Origin of the sequence: Burkholderia sp. AU38729 (genome assembly GCF_020419725.1) — a bacterium.
Lineage (GTDB): Bacteria > Pseudomonadota > Gammaproteobacteria > Burkholderiales > Burkholderiaceae > Burkholderia.
This window is the reverse complement of record NZ_JAIZQO010000005.1, coordinates 434,062-453,649: the sequence shown is the minus strand read 5'-3', so window position 1 is coordinate 453,649 and position 19,588 is coordinate 434,062. Positions and strand designations below refer to the sequence as shown.

Annotated in this window: 18 protein-coding genes; 1 reads left to right on the top strand and 17 read right to left on the bottom strand. The window is 66.1% G+C overall.

Going from position 1 to position 19,588, the window contains the following annotated elements:
* Positions 1-146: 146 nt before the first annotated feature.
* The 5 genes from LGM56_RS16625 to LGM56_RS16605 form a co-directional block, all read right to left on the bottom strand.
* Positions 147-2,009 (bottom strand): methyl-accepting chemotaxis protein, encoded by a 1,863-nt coding sequence (locus LGM56_RS16625; protein ID WP_226205769.1) that lies wholly within the window; start codon positions 2,007-2,009, stop codon positions 147-149.
* Between the two features lie 169 nt (positions 2,010-2,178).
* Complete coding sequence (locus LGM56_RS16620; protein ID WP_226205767.1) at positions 2,179-2,859, bottom strand: flagellar motor protein MotB; 681 nt, start codon at positions 2,857-2,859, stop codon at positions 2,179-2,181.
* 39 nt (positions 2,860-2,898) lie between these two features.
* Positions 2,899-3,663, bottom strand: coding sequence for a flagellar motor protein (locus LGM56_RS16615; RefSeq protein ID WP_174975841.1), 765 nt, complete (start codon positions 3,661-3,663; stop codon positions 2,899-2,901).
* Positions 3,664-3,676: 13 nt separating this feature from the next.
* Positions 3,677-4,918 (bottom strand): cyclic nucleotide-binding domain-containing protein, encoded by a 1,242-nt coding sequence (locus LGM56_RS16610; RefSeq protein ID WP_226205766.1) that lies wholly within the window; start codon positions 4,916-4,918, stop codon positions 3,677-3,679.
* A gap of 237 nt (positions 4,919-5,155) precedes the next feature.
* Entirely contained in the window at positions 5,156-5,821 is a 666-nt protein-coding gene (locus LGM56_RS16605; RefSeq protein WP_089497507.1) for a glutathione S-transferase family protein, read from the bottom strand.
* A gap of 289 nt (positions 5,822-6,110) precedes the next feature.
* Here LGM56_RS16605 and LGM56_RS16600 point away from each other — a divergent pair, with 289 nt between their 5' ends.
* Positions 6,111-7,466: a polyhydroxyalkanoate depolymerase gene (locus LGM56_RS16600; protein ID WP_226205764.1), complete on the top strand. Its 1,356-nt coding sequence runs from the start codon at positions 6,111-6,113 to the stop codon at positions 7,464-7,466.
* A gap of 106 nt (positions 7,467-7,572) precedes the next feature.
* On the opposite strand, the gene LGM56_RS16595 is transcribed toward LGM56_RS16600, so the two are convergent.
* The 12 genes from LGM56_RS16595 to kdpA all read right to left on the bottom strand — a co-directional run bounded on the left by LGM56_RS16595 (position 7,573) and on the right by kdpA (position 19,559).
* Positions 7,573-8,040: a DUF3761 domain-containing protein gene (locus LGM56_RS16595; RefSeq protein ID WP_089474345.1), complete on the bottom strand. Its 468-nt coding sequence runs from the start codon at positions 8,038-8,040 to the stop codon at positions 7,573-7,575.
* A gap of 60 nt (positions 8,041-8,100) precedes the next feature.
* Positions 8,101-8,238, bottom strand: a complete 138-nt coding sequence (locus LGM56_RS16590) for an HHHH-motif protein (protein WP_226205762.1) — start codon at positions 8,236-8,238, stop codon at positions 8,101-8,103.
* Positions 8,239-8,552: 314 nt separating this feature from the next.
* Entirely contained in the window at positions 8,553-8,987 is a 435-nt protein-coding gene (locus LGM56_RS16585; RefSeq protein ID WP_089497509.1) for a cupin domain-containing protein, read from the bottom strand.
* 93 nt (positions 8,988-9,080) lie between these two features.
* Positions 9,081-9,848, bottom strand: coding sequence for an ABC transporter ATP-binding protein (locus LGM56_RS16580; RefSeq protein ID WP_226205760.1), 768 nt, complete (start codon positions 9,846-9,848; stop codon positions 9,081-9,083).
* Positions 9,849-9,881: 33 nt separating this feature from the next.
* Positions 9,882-10,595: an ABC transporter permease gene (locus LGM56_RS16575; RefSeq protein ID WP_089497510.1), complete on the bottom strand. Its 714-nt coding sequence runs from the start codon at positions 10,593-10,595 to the stop codon at positions 9,882-9,884.
* Positions 10,592-11,281, bottom strand: a complete 690-nt coding sequence (locus LGM56_RS16570; RefSeq protein ID WP_089428132.1) for an ABC transporter permease — start codon at positions 11,279-11,281, stop codon at positions 10,592-10,594. Before LGM56_RS16570 ends, LGM56_RS16575 begins: the two co-directional genes overlap by 4 nt.
* Before the next feature lie 174 nt (positions 11,282-11,455).
* Positions 11,456-12,229, bottom strand: a complete 774-nt coding sequence (locus LGM56_RS16565) for an ABC transporter substrate-binding protein (protein ID WP_226205758.1) — start codon at positions 12,227-12,229, stop codon at positions 11,456-11,458.
* Between the two features lie 273 nt (positions 12,230-12,502).
* Positions 12,503-13,255: a response regulator gene (locus LGM56_RS16560; RefSeq protein ID WP_226205756.1), complete on the bottom strand. Its 753-nt coding sequence runs from the start codon at positions 13,253-13,255 to the stop codon at positions 12,503-12,505.
* Positions 13,252-14,958, bottom strand: a complete 1,707-nt coding sequence (locus LGM56_RS16555) for a DUF4118 domain-containing protein (protein WP_226205754.1) — start codon at positions 14,956-14,958, stop codon at positions 13,252-13,254. The genes LGM56_RS16560 and LGM56_RS16555 overlap by 4 nt, the downstream gene beginning before the upstream one ends.
* Positions 14,959-15,038: 80 nt before the next feature.
* Positions 15,039-17,087: a potassium-transporting ATPase subunit KdpB gene (gene kdpB, locus LGM56_RS16550; RefSeq protein WP_264170919.1), complete on the bottom strand. Its 2,049-nt coding sequence runs from the start codon at positions 17,085-17,087 to the stop codon at positions 15,039-15,041.
* 56 nt (positions 17,088-17,143) lie between these two features.
* Positions 17,144-17,845 carry a potassium-transporting ATPase subunit KdpC gene (kdpC, locus tag LGM56_RS16545; protein WP_226205752.1) on the bottom strand — a complete coding sequence of 234 codons (702 nt, stop codon included), beginning with the start codon at positions 17,843-17,845 and terminating at the stop codon, positions 17,144-17,146.
* Positions 17,846-17,855: 10 nt separating this feature from the next.
* Positions 17,856-19,559, bottom strand: a complete 1,704-nt coding sequence (kdpA, locus tag LGM56_RS16540; RefSeq protein WP_089497514.1) for a potassium-transporting ATPase subunit KdpA — start codon at positions 19,557-19,559, stop codon at positions 17,856-17,858.
* Between the last annotated feature and the right edge of the window lie 29 nt (positions 19,560-19,588).

Here is a 19,588-nt window from a genome sequence, read left to right as displayed (position 1 = left end):
AAGCACCAGCGGCCCCAACCATTAAATCTGGAAATGCGTTTCATTTCTGTAAGCGCCGTCAATCCGGCGTCAACAAGCAAAACGGCCACCGTAACCCCACGGCAGCCGCATCAGAAACACCCAATTCCAACCCTAGAATCAGCCCTTTACTCATCCACCTTGAAAGCCGACACCAGCCGGGTCAATTCCGCCGCCTGCTGCTTCAAGCTCGCCGCGGCCGCCGCGCTTTCCTCCACCAGCGCCGCATTCTGCTGCGTCATCTGATCGAGCGACTGCACCGCATCGCCAATCTGATCAATCCCGGCACTCTGCTCCAGACTCGCCTCGGCGATCTCGCTCATCATCGCGCTCACGCCTTGAACCTGCGACACCACATCGCGCATCACTTTCCCGGCCTCACTCACCAGCCGCGACCCGGTATTCACCGTCCCCGCGCTATGCTCGATCAGCGTCTTGATCTCCTTCGCCGCCTGCGCGCTGCGCTGCGCCAGGTTCCGCACTTCCGAAGCCACCACCGCAAACCCGCGCCCCTGCTCCCCGGCCCGCGCCGCTTCCACCGCCGCATTCAACGCGAGAATATTCGTCTGAAACGAAATGCTGTCGATCATCACGATGATCTCGGAGATCCGCTGCGACGCGTCGCTGATCTCCTGCATCGTGGTCACGACTTCACCCACCACCTGCCCGCCGCGCGCCGCCGTATCGGCGGCACCGTTGATCATCTTCGCGGCCGTCGTCGCCGTTTCGGTGTTGTTCCGCACCACGGCCGTGATTTCTTCCATCGACGAAGCCGTGCGCTCCAGGTTGCTCGACTGTCCTTCGGTGCGCTCGCTGAGATCCGCATTCCCCGTCGCAATCTGCGCCGACCCGGTCGCAATCGACGAGGAAGCCGCGCGAATGCTGTGCACCAGCGTCGACAGCGACGACACGAACCGGTTGAACGCATCCGACAACTGCCCGATCTCGTCCTGGCTCTCGACCGTCATGCGGCGCGTGAGGTCACCCTGCCCGCTGGCGATCTCCGACAGCAGCGTCGCCGCGCGGCGGATCGGCGCGGCAATCGCACGCCCCACCAGCCAGATCACGAGCAGTGCGACACCCAGCCCCACCACCGCCGCAACCAGCGCAGCGCTACGAATCGCACGCGTCACGGGCCCGAGCAGCTCAGCCTGCGGCACCTCGACAACCACATACGCATTCAACTCCGGAATAAACGACGTCGCGATAAATCGCGCACCGCCATCACCGTTGTAGCTCAGATACGCATACGGCTGCCCAGCCAGCAACGTCGACGACGCATCGCCCGGCAACCCCTGCTGGTCCTTCATGAAATGCTTGCCGTCGATCAGCGCCGTATCGCGATGCATCATGATCGCGCCGTCGGGACGCACGAGATACGCGAACCCGGTCTCCCCAATCCGGTAAGCAGCAATACCCTTCGCGAGCGCATCGACGGACAGGCTCATACACGCCGCGCCGATCGGCACGCCATCAAGCTCGACGCGGCTATTGATGAACATCATGTAGCCGCCGACCGTCACCTCGCGGTCCATGTTCACGTCGAACGCCTTGCCGGACGACAGGAAGCCGGTCAGCCACTGATCCTTGTCGGTCACCTTCCGCTGCAGGCCCGCTTCGTTATAGTAGTTGCCGCTCTTCACGGACACCCACTGCACCGACGCCGCCTTCTGCTCGTCCTTCACGTTCTTCGCGAGCTGGATCCAGTTGCGCGTGCCGGCGTCGGGTTCGCCGTCGGCTTCCCATTGCAGCAGGAACGCATCGCGCGCGAGAATCCGCGACGCGGCGATCGGCCCGGCCATCTGTCGCTGCACGTCGGCGCGGATGCCGTTCACGGCCGTCGGCAGCTCTTCGCGCACGACGCGATCGCGCACCGCGTTGCCGATCAGGCGGATGCTGAGCCCGCTCGAGATCGCGACGAACACGAGCAGGCAACTCGTCATGCTGAGAATCAGCTTGTTCTGTATGGAAAGCTTGCGCCAGAAATGCATGGGGAACCCTCGATAACCGCTCGGTCTGAGCCAGTTTGGGTTATCGGCATGCACGCGCAGAACCGCATCGCTGATTTCACATGATCATCATGCGAGATTCGTTATGTTGTTGTCAGGCGGACATATGCGGCCGCTTATAGATGCGCGAACAACGAAAATTCAGCGCGCATCAGTATGCAACGAAGATCGTGACACGCCGGTTGCGCGCCCGCGCGGCGGCATCGTCGCCCGCGACGAGCGGCTGCGTATCGGCCCGCCCGATCGCCGCGAGCCGGTGCGGGGCGACGCCGCGCTCGGTCAGGTAGCGCACGACACTCCCCGCGCGCGCCGACGACAGCTCCCAGTTCGATTCGTATTTCGCGTTCGCGATCGGCACGCTGTCGGTATGCCCTTCGACGAGAATGTCGCCGGTCGCGTGATCGCTTAGCGCCCGCGCGATCTGGTTCAGCACGGGCGACGAATCGGGCAGCAGCCGCGCATCGCCGACATTGAACAGGATCTTCGCGTCGATGCCGATCTCAACGCCATGCGGCGCTTTCACGAGCGAGATTCGGCCGTTCGACTTCAACGACTCGAGCAACGCGAGCCAGGGCGGCGAATGCTCAGGCGTCACGGCAGCGATAGCAGCAGTGGATGCGCTCGCCGCGCTTTCGGCATGCCGCGCGAGCGTCTGGTACCGCGCATCGAGCGCGTTGTATTTCGCGAGCTGGAGCACGTACAACGCGAGAAACAGCACCATCAGCGTCGTGATGAGATCCGCGTACGAAATCAGCCAGCGGCCGGATTGCGCGCCTTCGAGTTCGTCGTCGTCGCGATCGGCGGCGGATGCGCCGTCAGTTCGAGCAGTCATGCGATTGGCATTCCGGGTTCGTCGTACGGCACACGCGCATCACGCGAGCGATTCGACCGCGCGACCGCGCACGTCGCCGGTCAGGCGCGTCTCGATCGTATGCGGCGATTCCTTGCGCGAGATCGCGAGCAAGCCGTCGAGATACAGCTTGCGAAACCGCAGCTCGCTGTCGATCTGCGCGCGCAGCTTGCCGTAAAGCGGCAGGAACACGAGGTTGGCGAATGCCAACCCGTACAGCGTCGCGATGAAAGCAACCGCGATGCCCGGCCCGAGTTGCGCCGGTTCGAGAATATGGCTCGTCACCTGCACGAGCCCGAGCACCGACCCGAGAATGCCGAACGTCGGCGCATACCCGCCGGCCTGCTGCCACACGCGCGCGGCGGCGAGGCGGCTGCGTTCATAGGCATCGAGTTCGCGCTGCAACGCGTCTTCGAGCACGGCGGTCGACACACCGTTCGCCAGCAGTTCGAGCCCGCGGCGCGCGAACGGATGGATGCCGCTCACGTCCATCGATTCGAATGCGAGCAACCCGTCGAGCTTCGCGCGGTCGCCCCATTCGAGCAGGTCGGACAGGTTCTTGCGATCGACCTCGCGCGCCCGCACGAACGCGAGCCGCAGTTGCTTCACCGCGTCGAAGAAGCGCGCCCAGGTGTTCTGGATCATCACCGCGCCGAGCGTGCCGCCGAGCACGATGACGAGCGCCTCGAACTGGAACAGCATCGAGAAATGGCCGCCTTCCAGCGCGAAACCGAACACGATCGCAGCACCACCCAACAGCACACCGGCCAGCGTCAACAGATCCATGCGCGTCTCCTCGTCATGCGTCCGATGCCGATGCGACAGGCGCAGTGCCCGCCGCCGGCGCCTTCGCCGCGCGAACGGCATCCAGCACGCGTTGCTCGATATCCTCGATCTCGACCGGATCGAGCTTGAGCTCGCGGCGCATCACCCACGACACCTCGTTGCGCCGCGCCTCGGTCATCACGGAAAACAGCTTGTCGGCCACCGCGCGATCGTCGAGATTCGCGATCAGCTTCGCGAGATCGTACGTATCGAACGCGCTGATGACGTCGAACAGCGTGCGCTGGTCGATCGACACGAGATCCTCCAGCGCACGCACCTCTCCCCGTCGCGCGTTGCGTCGCGAGAAGTACGTCACGCCCTTCTGTTCGACGTAACTGAGCACCTTTGATTTACGGAACGCGAACAACTCGTCGGCAATCTCGCCGTTCGACAGTTTGTTGAGCAGCATCGTCTTCTCGACGCCGATCAGCGCTTCGAGGTCGGCCAGCTCGATGAGTTCGAGTTCGCTGTTGATCGACAGGTCGAGATCGTGATCGGCCACCTGCTGCGCGCGATCGATCACGCGCGCGGCGTCGAACGTGACGACCTGGCGTGCATCCGACGACGCCGCATAGTCGACCGCCCCGCCCGCATGGTCCGTCTGCGCCGCTTCGATCGTGACGAGATTGAGCTTCTCCATGCGTCGCAGCATCGCGAGCACGTGCGGCCGCGAGTGGCCGGCAATCGCGCGGCATTTGCGGATCACGTCGGCGAGCGGCACCGACGTTTCGGCCGCATGGGCCTGCATCGGCCGGCGCGCCCATGTGTCGCCGCTATCGCGCGCTTCGGCGCCCGCCATCAACGACAGCACATGCGCATACGACAGCACGCCCGGCATGAAGTCGGCGTGGGTGTAGGTCGCGAGCTGGTCGTCCTTGCGCTTCACGCGGCGGATCATCGTTCGCACGATGTGACGCAGCAGCGCCGACACGCGCTCGATTTCGTCGTCGAGCATGCCGGCCGGCACGACCGTCAGTTGACAGAATGAAAGGGCCTTCGCGGTATGCGCACGCGGCTCGGCTGCGAGCAGCGCCGATTCACCGAAGAACTCGCCGCGGCCGAGTGTCGCGACGACGACGCGCTTGTCGTCGCATCGCGTGGACAGCTCGACCTTGCCGTCGGTGATCAAGAAGATGACGGGCTCACCCGCAAAGCCCTCGGAGTAAATGATCTCCCCGGGCGCCGCTGTACGCGTCCACGATTGCTGACGATTCACGTCGATTCCCCTGCTGCGCTGATTTTTTCGGACTGCGCGTCGCACGTCGAAAGCATGTGATCGCGAGTCATCCCCGTGACTCGTTTACGTCAGCGTGCTCAACATCCTTTAGGGGATTCGTCCTCGTTTCGAACCGAAATCAAGGTAAAACGTTTGCGAGTCGCGCAGCCACAGCGGAAAGTTCATTTCGATGCTAGCGCGTGTAGTGCAATTGAAAGCGCGGGGCGAACCCGTGCGTCAGAACTCCATGTCGAGTTCGTCGATGTCTTCGTGCTCCGCCTTCGCCGCATCGATCCACTCCGCGACGAACGGATGCGCGAGCACCTGCATGCAGTACTCGGCGATATCGGGCTCGAGCTTCACGTCGTAGGTCAGGAAGCGCGTGACGACCGGCGCATACATCGCATCGGCGATGCCGATCTCCGCACCGAACAGCCAGGGGCCGCCATACGCGGCCAGGCACTCGCGCCAGATCGTCACGATCCGCTCGATGTCGTGCTGCGCGCGCGACCAGATGCGGAAGCCGGGGAAATGCGCGCGCAGGTTCATCGGCAACGCGGAGCGCAACGCGCTGAAACCGGAATGCATCTCGCCGCAGATCGACCGGCAATGCGCGCGGGCTCTGCGGTCTTCAGGCAGCAGCCGCGCCTGCGGCCGGATTTCGTTCAGGTATTCGGCGATCGCGAGCGTGTCCCATACCGTGTTGCCGTCGTGGGTGAGGCACGGCACGAGAATCGACGGCGACAGCAACAGCAACTCCGCGCGCGACGCGGCATCGATCGGCACGCTGACCGTCTCGAACACGAGGCCGCTCAGCTTCGCGAGCAGCCAGCCGCGCATCGACCACGACGAGTAATTGCGGCTGCTGATGGTCAGCGTCGTCTGTCCTCCGGTGACTTCCATGTCGCTCCCCTGTTCAAGACCGTTCGTGCCCCTGCACCGAAAACGGACGCCACGCGGCATCACCCGCACCATGCCTGTGCGACGCATTCGCCGAACTGGCGCAGCGCCGCACGCTGTCGCGTCACGTGCCGCACGACAGGCCGGCCGGGCAACGCATCGCGTGCGGCTGCCGTGTGTCGCGTGCCGCCTGCGTCGCCGCGTTCCCGAACCGCGTGCAACGCGCGTGCCAGCCGCAAGCTGGCACATCGCTTGCCTCGTTCCATGCAACGCGGCACAACGAGCGACAGCCATGAATCTGCTTGCCTATCCGTTCTATCAATGGTCTGCGGAATGCACGCGCCCGGCACGCGCATGGGCCGCCGCCGCACGCGCGACGATGTCGCTGTGGCCGCCTGCCACCGCGACGCCGACCGGCCGCATGCTCGACGCGCTGTGCGAACTGCTCGAATGCTGCGCGTTCTCGCATCGGCGGCCGCCGTTCGGCATCGCGTCGATCGTCGTCGACGGCGAAGCGGTGCCGATCGTCGAGGAAGCCGCCGCGAGCACCCCGTTCGGCACGCTGCTGCATTTCCGCAAGGCGCGGCCGGTGGCGCGCCAGCCGCGCGTGCTGATCGTAGCTCCTATGTCCGGGCATTTCGCGACGCTGCTGCGCGGCACGGTGCAGACGATGCTCGCCGACCACGACGTGTACATCACCGATTGGCACAACCCGCGCGACATCCCGCTGACGGCCGGACGGTTCGGCTTCGACGAATACGTCGCGCACGTGATCGACTTCATCCATCAGATCGGCCCGGATGCACACGTGCTCGCGATCTGCCAGCCGACCGTCGCCGCGCTCGCGGCAGTCGCGTTGATGGCTGCCGGCGGCGATCCGGCGCAGCCCGCGAGTCTGACGCTGATGGCGGGCCCGATCGATTGCCGCGTGAATCCGACGAAGGTCAACGCGCTCGCGACGAGCCAGCCGATCGAATGGTTCGCGCGCAACCTGATCAGCGTCGTGCCGGCGGGCTTCGTCGGGGCGCAGCGCTGCGTGTATCCGGGCTTCGTGCAGGTGGGCGCGTTCATGTCGATGAATCCCGATCGCCATGCGGCGTCGTTCGCCGACCTGTATTACGAACGCGCGAAGGGCGACCCGGCGAAGGCCGACACGCTGCGGCACTTCTACGACGAATACTTCGCGACCGCCGATCTCACCGCGGAGTTCTATCTGGAAACGGTCGAGAAGGTGTTCCAGCAATACGCGCTCGCGCGCGGCGAGCTGACGGTCGGCGACCGGCTCGTCGAACCGGCGGCGATTCATCGCACCGCGCTGTTGACGATCGAAGGCGAGAAGGACGATATCTGCGCGGTCGGCCAGACGGTGGCCGCGCAGGAGCTGTGCTCGGGGTTGCCGCCGTACCTGAAGACGCATCACGTGCAGACGGGCGCAGGTCACTACGGCGTGTTCAACGGCAGCCGCTGGGAAACGCAGATCTATCCGATCGTGCGCGCGACGATCCACGACAACGAGCCATACGACCGCACTGCCGATGCAGACGGTAACCCGGACGGCACGCACTACGTGACGTTGCGCGCGCTGCTCGACGCCCGCGCGGCCGCGCCCGATGCAGCGACCGACACGCAATCGCAGCTCGCCCACTGAAGCCGGACGGCGCTGAAAATGAAACGCCCCGCCGGGGGTGGCGGGGGCGTGAGGTGCGGCAGCGTGCCGACGACGCGCGAGGGAGCGGCTCGCGCGTCAGCCTGTATTACGAACAGGCCTTGCCGTGCGACGCGTGGTAGCCCTTCGCCTTCGCGTCGGCTTCCGACATGTAGCTGCCGTGCTTCGTCTTGCCGTAGTACTTGTCGGTCGAGCAGTGGTAGACCTTCGTGCTGTCATTGGCCCATACCTTGCCCGCGCCGCCGCCCGGCGCTGCCGCCGCGGTCGTCGCTGCCGCGCTCTTCGCCGGCGCGGTGCCCGATGCCGGGGCTGCGGAGGCAGCCATGGCCGGCGCTGCGGCCGGTGCGCTGGCGGCTGCCGCCGACGATGCGCCGTACCAGGTCTTCACACCTTTGTGGCCGGCGCATGCGCCCTTCTTCGATGCGCCCGAGTAGAACGAGCCGTCCTTGCACAGCCCGGTCGTGCCGGCCGGCGCGCTGGCCGGAACCTGTGCGAACGCACCGATCGACAACCCCATGCCGGCGACCAGCGCGGCGATCAACATCGTCTTTTTCATAGTCCTCTCCTGATTTGCCTGATAAAGCATGCGTTCCGGGTATCCCCGGGAAAGTCGCGGTTACCGCACCCAGCGGCACACGCGATGGTGGTGATGATCGAAATGACACACACGGTGCGAATGCGCTTCGGCCAGTGCCGGAGCAAGGACGGCACATGCCACTGCGGTGGCCGTCAGGATCTTCGCGATGCGCTGCATGAAACTCTCCCGGGTAACTCAACCGGTGATCCGGCTGGTACTTCCTTAACGTCGGTCGTCGACTCGCCGTGCACCGCATCCACGCGCAATTGACGATCTTTGACATCGCGGCGCCGTCAACGTATCGAAGCTGACGAATGTCTTTCTTTTCTTTCCGGATCTTCAGCTTCGCGACCCTTCGGAATTCGAAAGAATGTGAAGCAGGAAACGCGGAGCGCACGGAAACCTCCGTGGAACGCGCAAGAAAAAACCGCCACGAAGGCGGTTTGTCACAAACAGGCGTACGGACGATGCACGCGAAAGCACGGCGGCAGCTACGCCCCCGCCTCACCCCACGGCGTCGGCGGCGGCACCGCGCATGGCCCTTCGACGTCGATCGACTTGAAATCGGCGGGCCCGACGATCTCCAGGTACTCCATGTCAGGCGAATAGTCGAACAGGTAGTGGACGATCCCCGGCGCCTGATGCACGCAATCGCCGGCGCTGACCAGCGTCTCCCGTTCGCCGTACATGAAGCGCGCCCAGCCCTTCAGCATGATCACGATATGGAACTCGGCCTCGTGACGGTGCCAGCCGGTGCCCGCCTCCGGTGCATGATTCGCCCTGACGAGTTGCGCGACGACCTTGCCGTTCGTCGCGGCCGCGATACCGAGATCGCGATACAGGAAGAAGTCGCGCAGGCCTTCGCCGCGATACGCGGTGTCCTGCGGCTTGACATGGGAAAAGGCGGTGGTGATCGGTGTGCTCATCGCGGTGCTCCTTCATCGAAAGGATCCCGCGTGACAAGCATTTAGCGTTCCAGTATGCGACGTCGCGGATGAGGCGCGACGCCGCCAGCCCGCTTACTTCAACCGCCCCGACAGAAACTGCCCGAGCCGTTCGCTCTTCGGATTCACGAGAATCTCCTGCGGATTCCCTTCCTCCTCGATCTTCCCCTGATGCAGGAAGATCACGTGATTCGACACGTTGCGTGCGAAGCCCATCTCGTGCGTCACGACGACCATCGTGCGGCCTTCCTCGGCCAGCTTCTGCATCACCTTCAGCACTTCGCCCACCAGCTCCGGGTCGAGCGCCGACGTCGGCTCGTCGAACAGCATCACTTCCGGCTCCATCGCAAGCGCGCGTGCAATCGCCACGCGCTGCTGCTGGCCGCCCGACAGGTGCGACGGGTACATGCCCTCGACGCGCGGCGCGAGGCCGACCTTCTCCAGGTACTTGCGCGCCCGCGCGATCGCTTCGTCCTTGCCGACGCCGAGCACGGCCATCGGCGCTTCGATGATGTTCTCGAGCACCGTCATGTGAGCCCACAGGTTGAAGTGCTGGAACACCATCGACAGCTTCGTGCGCATCCGCTGCAGCTGCTTCTGGTCGGCCACGCGCAGCGAGCCGCTGCGGTCGCGCGTGGTCTGGATCGGCTCGCTGCCGATCGTGATCTGCCCGGAGCACGGCTGCTCGAGGAAGTTGATGCAGCGCAGGAACGTGCTCTTGCCGGAGCCGCTCGAGCCGATGATGCTGATCACGTCGCCGGCCTTCGCCTTCATCGACACGCCCTTCAACACCTCGTTGTCGCCGAATTTCTTGTGCAGGTTGTCAACGGTAAGCTTGTACATGCTGGGTCCTTCCTTGCGAATCTTGCGAATGCGTTAATGGCCGCGCGGCGAGAGGTACGCGAGCCAGCGCGTCTCGAGCTTGCGGAACGCCCAGATGAGCGTGAACACGACGGCGGCGTACAGCACGGCCGCGATGCCGTAGGCCTGGAACGACATGTAGGTTGCCGAATTGACGTCGCGCGTGATCTTCAGGATGTCGGGCACGGTCGCGGTGAACGCGAGCGTCGTCGCGTGCAGCATCAGGATCACTTCGTTGCTGTAGCTCGGCAGCGAGCGGCGCAGCGCGGAAGGCAGGATGATGCGCGTATAGAGCTTGAAGCGCGACATCCCGTAGGCCATGCCGGCCTCGATCTCGCCGGCCGACGTCGCCTTGATCGCGCCCGCGAAGATCTCGGTGGCATACGCGCATTCGTTCAGCACGAACGCGAGCAGCGTGCAGTTCATCGCGTTGCGGAAGAACGTGTCGAGCAGCACGTGGTTGTGCACGACCTGCAGGCTGTAGATGCCCGTGTAGCACATCAGCAGCTGCACGTAGAGCGGCGTGCCGCGGAACACGTACGTATAGAGCCACACCGGGCCGGAGATCCAGCGGTTCGACGACGCGCGCGCGATCGCGAGCGGCACGGCGAGCGCGAAGCCGAACGCGATCGACACCACCAGCAGCCACAGCGTGATCGCGAGGCCGCTGAAGCGGTAGCCGTCGGTGTAGAGATAGCTTTGCCAGTACTGGCTGACGAGTTCGATCACAGTGCGAGCCTCCGGACGCCGACGGAATAACGCTTCTCGAGGTGATGCAGCACGACGTTGGAGACCGTCGTAATCGCGAGGTAGATCGCGCCTGCAGCCAGCGTGAAGAAGAAGAAATCGAGCGTGCTCTTGCCGGCGTCCTGCGACGCCTTGACGACGTCGGCGAGGCCGATGATCGACACGAGCGCGGTGGCCTTCACGAGCACCTGCCAGTTGTTGCCGATGCCGGGCAGCGCGAAGCGCATCATTTGCGGGAACAGGATGCGGTGGAACACGCGCCAGCCGCTCATCCCGTATGCGAAGCCCGCTTCGAGCTGGCCGCGCGGCACCGCGAGGAACGCGCCGCGGAACGTCTCGGTGAAGTACGCGCCGTAGATGAAGCCGAGCGTGATGACGCCGGCCACGAACGGGTCGATGTCGATCTGGTCCCAGCCGAGCATGTCGGTGACGTTGTTCAGCAGGATCTGGATCCCGTAGAACAGCAGCAGCATCAGCACGAGGTCCGGCACCGCGCGGATCAGCGTCGTGTAGAAGGTGCCGATCGACTTGAGCATGCGGTTCGTCGACAGTTTGGCGCTCGCGCCGATGAGGCCCAGCACGAGCGACGCCGCGAGCGATAGCACCGCGAGCTTCACGGTTTCCACCGTGCCGGCCCACAACAGCGGGCCAAATCCTTGGAAGATCATATGAGGGATCCAGAACGATGTGGCTGGATTGTCAATAGCCATTACCCGCGCATCAAACGATATCTGCGCACTACCTGATGCAACCTGCTCATCAAGTCGGACGCATCGCGCGAAGCGGGTTGCACCCGCGACAGCCGCGGCGCGCATCGCAACCGGTGCGCGCCGCGGGGAGCATCAACCGCCGTAGACGTCGAACGCGAAGTACTTCTTCTCGAGCTTCTTGTACGTGCCGTCCTTGATGATGTCGGCGATCGCGTGGTCGATCTTCGCCTTCAGGTCGGCGTCGTCCTTGCGCAGCCCGATGCCGGCGCCGTTGCCGAGCGTCTTCGGATCGTCGATATCCTTGCCGGCGAATGCGAAGTTCGCGCCGCGCGGCGTCTTCAGGAAGCCGATGTCGGCCTGCACCGCGTCCTGCAGCGCCGCGTCGAGGCGGCCCGACATCAGGTCCTGGTACACGCCGTCCTGGTTCTGGTACGGCACGACCTGCACGCCCTTCGGCGCCCAATAGGCCTTCGCGTAGGTTTCCTGGATGGTGCCCTGCTCGACGCCCACCGACTTGCCCTTCAGCGATTCGGCCGTCGGCTGCAGGTTCGCGCCCTTCTTCGCGACGAGGCGCGTCGGCGTGTTGAACAGCTTGTCGGAGAACGCGATCTGCTCGGCGCGCGCCGGCGTCATCGACATCGACGACAGCACGCCGTCGAACTTCTTCGCCTTCAGCGCGGGAATCATCCCGTCGAAGTCGTTCTCGATCCACACGCATTTCGCCTTCAGGCGGGCGCAGATCTCGTTGCCGAGATCGACGTCGAAGCCGACGACCTTGCCGCTTGCGTCCTTCGATTCGAACGGCGGATAGCTGGCGTCGACGCCGAACCGGATCGTCGACCAATCCTTGGCGTGGGCACCGACCGCGATGCAGGCAAGGGCAATACTGAGCGCGAGTTTCTTCATGGCGTTCCTGTCAGAGGCGAACTGGGCCGGGTTCCGTCGGGCAGCGCCGCCGTGAACCCTTCCAACCCGGAGGCCGCCCGTTCCGGCGACACGCCAAGTTGTACATACAACTTTGCCTTTTCAGAAGGTCCGCCAGCAATCCGTGTTTATCTCTAATTGTCGGACCAATAGGATCGTGGGTCGCAAATTTCCTTATATTTCAATTAATTGCGAATTACATCGAGCTAAACAACAGCTTTCTCCGGGCGTTGGCGAACGACGGGGAGCGGGATTTCAGTTGTCTAGACCTGTCGGCGCCGCGTCGCGCGGCCCGTCCGCCAGGCCGACCGTTTCCAGACCGACCAGCCGGTAGCCGAACTGCAGCTCCGTCAGCAGGTGCCGCGGGCGCGCCGGCACCGGCTCGAGTTTCTGCCGCAGGTTCGTCATGTACACGCGCACGTAGTGCGCGCGGTCCGCGTCGTGGATGCCCCAGACCTCCGCCAGCAATTGCCGCGCGGCGATCACGCCGCCGCGTGCGCGGATCAGCGCGGCGAGCAGCCGGAATTCAAGGCGCGTCAGGTGAACGGGCACGCCGCCGCGCGCCACTTCGTGCTTGCCGAGATCGACGGTCACGTCGCCGAACCGCACGATCGACGACGATTGCCCGTCGGCCGACACGAACGCCGCGCGCCGCAACTGCGCACGCGCCCGTGCGAGCAGTTCGGGCACGCCGAACGGCTTCGGCAGGTAGTCGTCCGCGCCCGCATCGAGCGCCGCGACCTTCTCCACTTCCTGCTGCCGCGCCGACAGCACGATCACCGGCACCGTCGACCACTTGCGAAGCTCGCGGATGAAGGTCTTGCCGTCGTCGTCCGGCAGCCCGAGGTCGACGATCACGAGATCGGGCTTGCTGCTCGACGCATACATCCGCGCCTCGCGGGCCGTCGACGCCTCGCAGGTGTCGAGCCCTTCCTGTTCCAGCGCCATCCGCACGAAACGGCGGATGTCCGCTTCGTCCTCGACGATAAGTACGCGCGATCTGATCATGTCCGGCTCTCGTGTTCGATATCGGGCGGCGCGCCCAGGGGCAGGCGAATCTCGAACCGCGCGCCGTGCGGATCGAGCGGCACCGCGCGGATCGAGCCGCCGTGCGCGTTGACGATGCTGCGGCACAGCGCGAGCCCGAGCCCGACGCCGCTGATCGACGATTCCTTGCGTTCGCGCTCGAACGGCTCGAACAGCGGCTCGGTGTTGCGCGCGATGAAGCCGGGGCCGTCGTCCTCGACGAAGACGTACAGCGTTTCGCCGAACACGCGTGCGCGCACCGCCACGGCCGCGTCCGTGCCCGCGTATTTCGACGCGTTGTCGAGCAGGTTCATCAGCACGCGCTCGATCAGCAGCGCGTCGACGTCGATCAGCGGCAGGTCGGCCGGCAAGTCGGTGCTCACGTCGCGGCCGGCCAGCACGCCGGCCGAATGCGCGAGCGCGCTGCCGACGATCTCGTCGAGCATGTGCCATTCGCGATTCAGCCGCACGCCCTCGCTCTGCATGCGCGCGAGGTCGAGCAGGTTCACGACGAGCCCGTGCAGCGCCTCGGCCTGGTTGCGGATGCCGTGCGCGAGCGCGGCCGGCTGCCCGTCGGCCAGCCGCTCGGGCCGCTCCAGTGTCTCGGCGAGCCCGCGGATCGCGGTCAGCGGCGTCTTCAGGTCGTGCGACACCGCGGCGAGCAGCGCGTTGCGCAGCCGCTCGCCTTCGATGCGGACCAGCGTGTGCTGCGCGACACCGACGTAGTGCACGCGTTCGAGCGCCATCGCAATCGACGAGCACAATGCGTCGATCAGGCGGCGATCGTCGGGGTCGGTGGGAACCGGCTGCGCGTCGCCGAACAGCACGAGCACGCCGCGCACGCGCATCGGCGCCTTCAGCGGCAGGTACTGCGCGGCCGCGCGCTCGAACGGCGGCAGCCCGCCCCCCGCGCCACGTGCATGCTCGTAGACCCAACGGGCAATCGGTGCTTCGACGAACCGGGCGTGCTGCGCCGGCTTCAGATGGTCATCCGCATCCGGCAGCACGAGCGCGACACGCACGCCGAGCAGCGGCGCAATCGTGCCGGTGCAGATTGATGCGATCTGCTCGGTCTCGATCGCGGCCGACAGATCATGCGCGACACGCGCGAGCGCGGCCGAGCGCTTCTCGTTCGCGCGCGCCGCCCGCGCCTCCGCGCGCAGGCGCGCAGCAAGCTGGCCGATCGCGAGCGCGACGGCCAGCATCAGCGCGAACGTGAACACGTACTGCGTATCGGACACCGCGAACGACAGCCTCGGCTCGACGAAGAAGAAGTCGAAGCAGCCGACGCACACGAACGCGGCCCACGCGCCGGCGAGCCGGCCGAGCCGCAGCGCGATCAGCACGACGGTCATCAGGAACAGCATCACGACGTTCGACAGGTCGAACACGCGCAGCAGCGCGCTGGCCGCGAGTGTCGCCAGCGCGCACACGAGCGTGGCGAGCAGTAGCGGCACCGCGTACCGCGACACCCACACCTGCGTGCGCGGTCGCGCTTCGCGCACGGCCAGCGTCGGCTGCGTGTCGGGCCCGGCGCCCGCGATGCGGTCGGCCAGCGTCGCGCCTACGCGCAGCACGCCGCGCCAGCGGTCGCGGCGCACGCGGCCCCCACTGCGGCGGGCGGCGGTGTCCCGCGGCCCCGTTGCCCGTCGATTCGCTTCGCTCACGTTCACATTCACATCCATGATCGCTTCCGGCAATTGAAACGCCGAACGGCCCCGCACACGCCGTGACAGCGTGAGCGGGGCCGCGACGGCGCGTTCGGTCAGATAAACGGCGTCAACAGCATGTCGATCAGCTTGATGCCGATGAACGGCGCGATGATGCCGCCCACGCCATAGATCAGCAGGTTGCGCCCCAGCAGCTTCTCGGCCGGCTCCGCGCGATACTTCACGCCTTTCAGCGCGAGCGGGATCAACGCCACGATGATCAGCGCATTGAAGATCACGGCCGACAGGATCGCCGACGTCGGGCTGTGCAGCCCCATCACGTTCAGCGCGCCGAGCGCCGGATACGTCGCGACGAACGCGGCCGGGATGATCGCAAAATACTTCGCGAGATCGTTGGCGACGCTGAACGTGGTCAGCGCGCCGCGCGTCATGATCATCTGCTTGCCGACCTCGACCACCTGCATCAGCTTGGTCGGGTTGCTGTCGAGGTCGACCATGTTGGCCGCCTCCTTCGCCGCCTGCGTGCCGCTGTGCATCGCGACGGCCACGTCGGCCTGCGCGAGCGCGGGCGCGTCGTTGGTGCCGTCGCCCGTCATCGCGACGAGATGGCCCTTCGCCTGGTGCTCGCGGATCAGTCGCAGCTTGTCCTCGGGCGTCGCCTCGGCGAGGTAGTCGTCGACGCCGGCTTCCGCCGCGATCGCGGCCGCGGTGAGCCGGTTGTCGCCGGTGATCATCACGGTCTTCACGCCGACCTTGCGCAGCTCGGCGAAGCGCGCGGCGATCCCGTGCTTGACGATGTCCTTCAGCTCGATCGCACCGAGCACGCGGGCACCGTCGGCCACGACGAGCGGCGTGCCGCCGCGTCGCGCGATGTCGTTGACGGCCGTCTCGACCGCCTGAGGAAACACACCGCCGAGTGCATCGACGTGCGCACGGATCGCCGACGCCGCGCCCTTGCGCACCTGACGCTCGCCGATGTCGAGGCCGCTCATTCGCGTGCGTGCGCTGAACGGCACGGTGACACTGCCGGCGGTCGCGACCACGTCCAGCGAGAAGCGCTGCTTCGCGAGCGCGACGATCGAGCGCCCTTCCGGCGTCTCGTCGGCCAGCGACGACAGTTGCGCGGCCTCGGCCAGCGCACGCTCGTCCACGCCCGGCGCCGGCCGGAACTGCACGGCCTCGCGGTTGCCCAGCGTGATCGTGCCGGTCTTGTCGAGCAGCAGCACGTCGACGTCACCGGCCGCCTCGATCGCGCGGCCCGACGTCGCGAGCACGTTCGCGCGCATCATGCGGCTCATCCCGGCGATGCCGATCGCCGACAGCAGCGCACCGATCGTCGTCGGGATCAGGCACACGAGCAGCGCGATCAGCACGGTCAGACTCACCGCCGTGCCCGACGCGTTCAGCAGCACGCTGAACTGCGAGAACGGCAACAGCGTCACGCACACGAGCAGGAAGATGATCGTCAGCGCGACGAGCAGGATCGTCAGCGCGACTTCGTTCGGCGTCTTGCCGCGCTTCGCGCCTTCGACCATCGCGATCATCCGGTCGAGAAATGCCTCGCCCGGTTGCGCGGTAATCTTCACGATGATCCAGTCGGACAGCACGCGCGTGCCGCCCGTCACCGACGAAAAATCGCCGCCCGACTCGCGGATCACCGGCGCGGATTCGCCGGTGATCGCCGATTCGTCGACCGACGCGACGCCGTCGATCACTTCGCCGTCGGCCGGAATCGTGTCGCCGGCCTCGACGAGCACGATGCTGCCGGCCGCGAGCTCGTCGCTCGGCACGCGATGGCTGGTGCTGCCGAATTGCTTCGGCTCGTCGAGCACCTTCGCGTACACGCGCTTGCGCGCCGCACGCAGCGCATCGGCCTGCGCCTTGCCGCGCCCTTCGGCCAGCGCCTCGGCCGCGTTCGCGAACAGCACGGTGAACCACAGCCAGCACGCGACCGCGAAGATGAAGCCGGCCGGCGCGTCGCCCGTGCCGGCCAGCGCCTGCAACCACAGCACGGTCGTGACGATGCTGCCGAGATACACGACGAACATCACGGGATTCTTCAACTGCACGCGCGGCGCGAGCTTGCGGAACGCCTCGCGCAGCACGGCCGTCCAGCGCATCGGCGGCACGCCGCCGACCGGCATCGCCACTGGATTGATCGGGGTTTCGATATGGGACATGAGTGACTCCGTGGTTCCTGCTATTGCTTCGCGCCGGCCGCGTGGCCGAATGCGCGGTCCAGCGCGAGGTTCAGGTCGAGCACGCGCACGCGCGGTTCGCCGAGCACGCCGAGCTGGCGCGGCAAGGCGATGCGGTCGACCAGCGCCGCGACCTGCGCGGCATCGACGCCGCGTGCCTGCGCGACGCGTGCCGCTTGCAGCCGCGCATTCGCGACCGAGATCTCGGGATCGAGCCCCGACGCCGATGCGGTCACCGCATCCGCCGGCACCGGCGTGCCGGCGGCGAGCGCGTTCTCCTGCCGGTACGCGCGCACGCGCTGCGCGATATCCGCGAGCAGCTTCTTGCTGGTGGCGCCCTGGTTGCTGGCGCCGCTGCCGGCCGCGTTGTACGGCTGGTCGACCGTCTTCGACGGATCGGCCGGATCGGTGCCGACCGTCGCGCTCGGCCGCCCGTGGAAGTAGCCGGCACGCGTGAACTGCTGCCCGATCACCGCCGAGCCGACCGTCGTGCCGTGCTGCTGCACGAGACTGCCGCGCGCCTGCGACGGGAACAGCACGTTCGCGACGCCGGTGGTGAGCAGCGGATACGCGATGCCCGTGACGAGCATGAACAGCACCGACGACGCGATCACGGGCCGCACGAGGCCGCGCGTCGCCGCGCCGAACGAAGAACCGGGTGCCGGCGCGGCGGCGGCCGCTGCCTGGCGATTGCCTTGCATCATGATGTTTTCCTCAGAACAGTTGGCCGCCCGACATCATCAGGTGCTCGACGATCGGGCCGAGCGCGAGCGCCGGCAGGAACGTGAGGCCACCGACGACCAGGATCACGAAGACCAGCAGGCCGGCGAACAGGCCCGTCGACGTCGACAGCGTGCCCGCGCTTTCCGGCACGTTCTTCTTCGCGGCGAGGCTGCCCGCGACCGCGAGCATCGGCAGCAGCGTCAGGTAGCGGCCGATCAGCATCGCGAAGCCGATCGTCGTGTTGAAGAACGGCGTGTTCGCGTTCAGGCCCGCGAACGCGGAGCCGTTGTTGGCCGTGCCCGACGTGTACGCATACAGCACTTCGCTGAAGCCGTGCGGGCCGAGGTTCGCGAGGCTGTCCATCGTCGAATGCAGCATCGCCGCCACCGCGGTGAAGCCGAGGATGCTGAACGGGTGCGCGAGCACCGCGAGCATCACGAGCTTCATCTCGCGCGCCTCGATCTTCTTGCCGAGGAATTCCGGCGTGCGCCCGATCATCATCCCGACCAGGAACACCGTGAGGATGGCGAACGTGAACAGGTTGATCAGCCCGACGCCGTCGCCGCCGAACACGTTGTTCAGCATCATCTGCGCGATCGGCACGAGGCCGCCGAGCGGCGTCAGCGAGTCATGCATCGCATCGACCGACCCGGTGGTCGCGGCCGTCGTGACGGTGGCGAACAGGCTCGTCTGCGCGATACCGAAGCGCATCTCCTTGCCTTCCATGTTGCCGCCCGGCTGCGTGGCGCTCGGCTGCGGGTCGACGCCGAGCCCGGTCACGAGCGGATTGCCGTGCTGCTCGGCCGAATAGATCACGGCCAGGAAGCCGACGAACATCACGACGAACGCGGCGAGGATCACCCAGCCCTGGCGGCGCCGGCCGATCATCGTGCCGAGCGCGTAGGTCAGCGCGGACGGAATCAGCAGCATCGACAGCATGTGCAGCGTGTTGGTGAGCGGCGTCGGGTTCTCGAACGGATGCGCGGCGTTCATGCTGAAGAAGCCGCCGCCGTTCGTGCCGATATGCTTGATCGATTCGAGGCTGGCCACCGGCCCCATCACGATCTGCTGGCGCGCGCCTTCGAGCGTGGTCGCCCATGCGTCGGACGCGAGCGTCTGCGGCATGCCCTGCCACACGTACACGAGCGCCATCACGAAGCTGAGCGGCAGCAGCACGCGATAGGTCACGCGCGTGAAATCGACCCAGTAGTTGCCGAGGTCGGCCGCACTCTTGCGGCTCAGCCCGCGGATGAAGCCGCCCGCGGCCGCGACGCCGGTCGCCGCGCTGACCACCATCAGGAACGTGATGACGGCCATCTGCGAGAAGTTCGACAGGCTGCTTTCGCCCGCATACGCCTGCCAGTTCGTGTTCGTGATGAACGACGCGGCGGTGTTGAACGCGAGGTCGGGGCTTTGCGACGCGCGCTGCAGCGCGTCGAACGGCAGCGTGTCCTGGATGCGCAGCAGCAGATAGCCGAGCAGCATCATCCCGGCGTTGCTGAGCAGCAGCACCATGCCGTAGCGCTGCCACGACATCGCTTCGTCGGGATTCACGCCGAGCAGCGCATAGGTCCGGCGTTCGACCCACGCGTGGCGCGGGCTCGTAAAAGCGTGCGCGAGCCATTTCCCGACGACGGGCACCAGCGCCAGCATGATCGCGAGAACGATCGCGAATTGAATGAGATTGTTGAACATGTCGACGCTCGCTCAGATCCGGTCAAGGC

Excerpts from the sequence above, each read along its gene's own strand:
- LGM56_RS16625 (WP_226205769.1), bottom strand. The coding sequence starts at position 2,009 with ATGCATTTCTGGCGCAAGCTTTCCATACAGAACAAGCTGATTCTCAGC.
- LGM56_RS16620 (WP_226205767.1), bottom strand. The coding sequence starts at position 2,859 with ATGACTGCTCGAACTGACGGCGCATCCGCCGCCGATCGCGACGACGAC.
- LGM56_RS16615 (WP_174975841.1), bottom strand. The coding sequence starts at position 3,663 with ATGGATCTGTTGACGCTGGCCGGTGTGCTGTTGGGTGGTGCTGCGATC.
- LGM56_RS16605 (WP_089497507.1), bottom strand. The coding sequence starts at position 5,821 with ATGGAAGTCACCGGAGGACAGACGACGCTGACCATCAGCAGCCGCAAT.
- LGM56_RS16600 (WP_226205764.1), top strand. The coding sequence starts at position 6,111 with ATGAATCTGCTTGCCTATCCGTTCTATCAATGGTCTGCGGAATGCACG.
- LGM56_RS16595 (WP_089474345.1), bottom strand. The coding sequence starts at position 8,040 with ATGAAAAAGACGATGTTGATCGCCGCGCTGGTCGCCGGCATGGGGTTG.
- LGM56_RS16590 (WP_226205762.1), bottom strand. The coding sequence starts at position 8,238 with ATGCAGCGCATCGCGAAGATCCTGACGGCCACCGCAGTGGCATGTGCC.
- LGM56_RS16585 (WP_089497509.1), bottom strand. The coding sequence starts at position 8,987 with ATGAGCACACCGATCACCACCGCCTTTTCCCATGTCAAGCCGCAGGAC.
- LGM56_RS16580 (WP_226205760.1), bottom strand. The coding sequence starts at position 9,848 with ATGTACAAGCTTACCGTTGACAACCTGCACAAGAAATTCGGCGACAAC.
- LGM56_RS16570 (WP_089428132.1), bottom strand. The coding sequence starts at position 11,281 with ATGATCTTCCAAGGATTTGGCCCGCTGTTGTGGGCCGGCACGGTGGAA.
- LGM56_RS16565 (WP_226205758.1), bottom strand. The coding sequence starts at position 12,229 with ATGAAGAAACTCGCGCTCAGTATTGCCCTTGCCTGCATCGCGGTCGGT.
- LGM56_RS16560 (WP_226205756.1), bottom strand. The coding sequence starts at position 13,255 with ATGATCAGATCGCGCGTACTTATCGTCGAGGACGAAGCGGACATCCGC.
- LGM56_RS16555 (WP_226205754.1), bottom strand. The coding sequence starts at position 14,958 with ATGGATGTGAATGTGAACGTGAGCGAAGCGAATCGACGGGCAACGGGG.
- kdpB (WP_264170919.1), bottom strand. The coding sequence starts at position 17,087 with ATGCCGGTCGGCGGCGTGCCGCCGATGCGCTGGACGGCCGTGCTGCGC.
- kdpC (WP_226205752.1), bottom strand. The coding sequence starts at position 17,845 with ATGATGCAAGGCAATCGCCAGGCAGCGGCCGCCGCCGCGCCGGCACCC.
- kdpA (WP_089497514.1), bottom strand. The coding sequence starts at position 19,559 with ATGTTCAACAATCTCATTCAATTCGCGATCGTTCTCGCGATCATGCTG.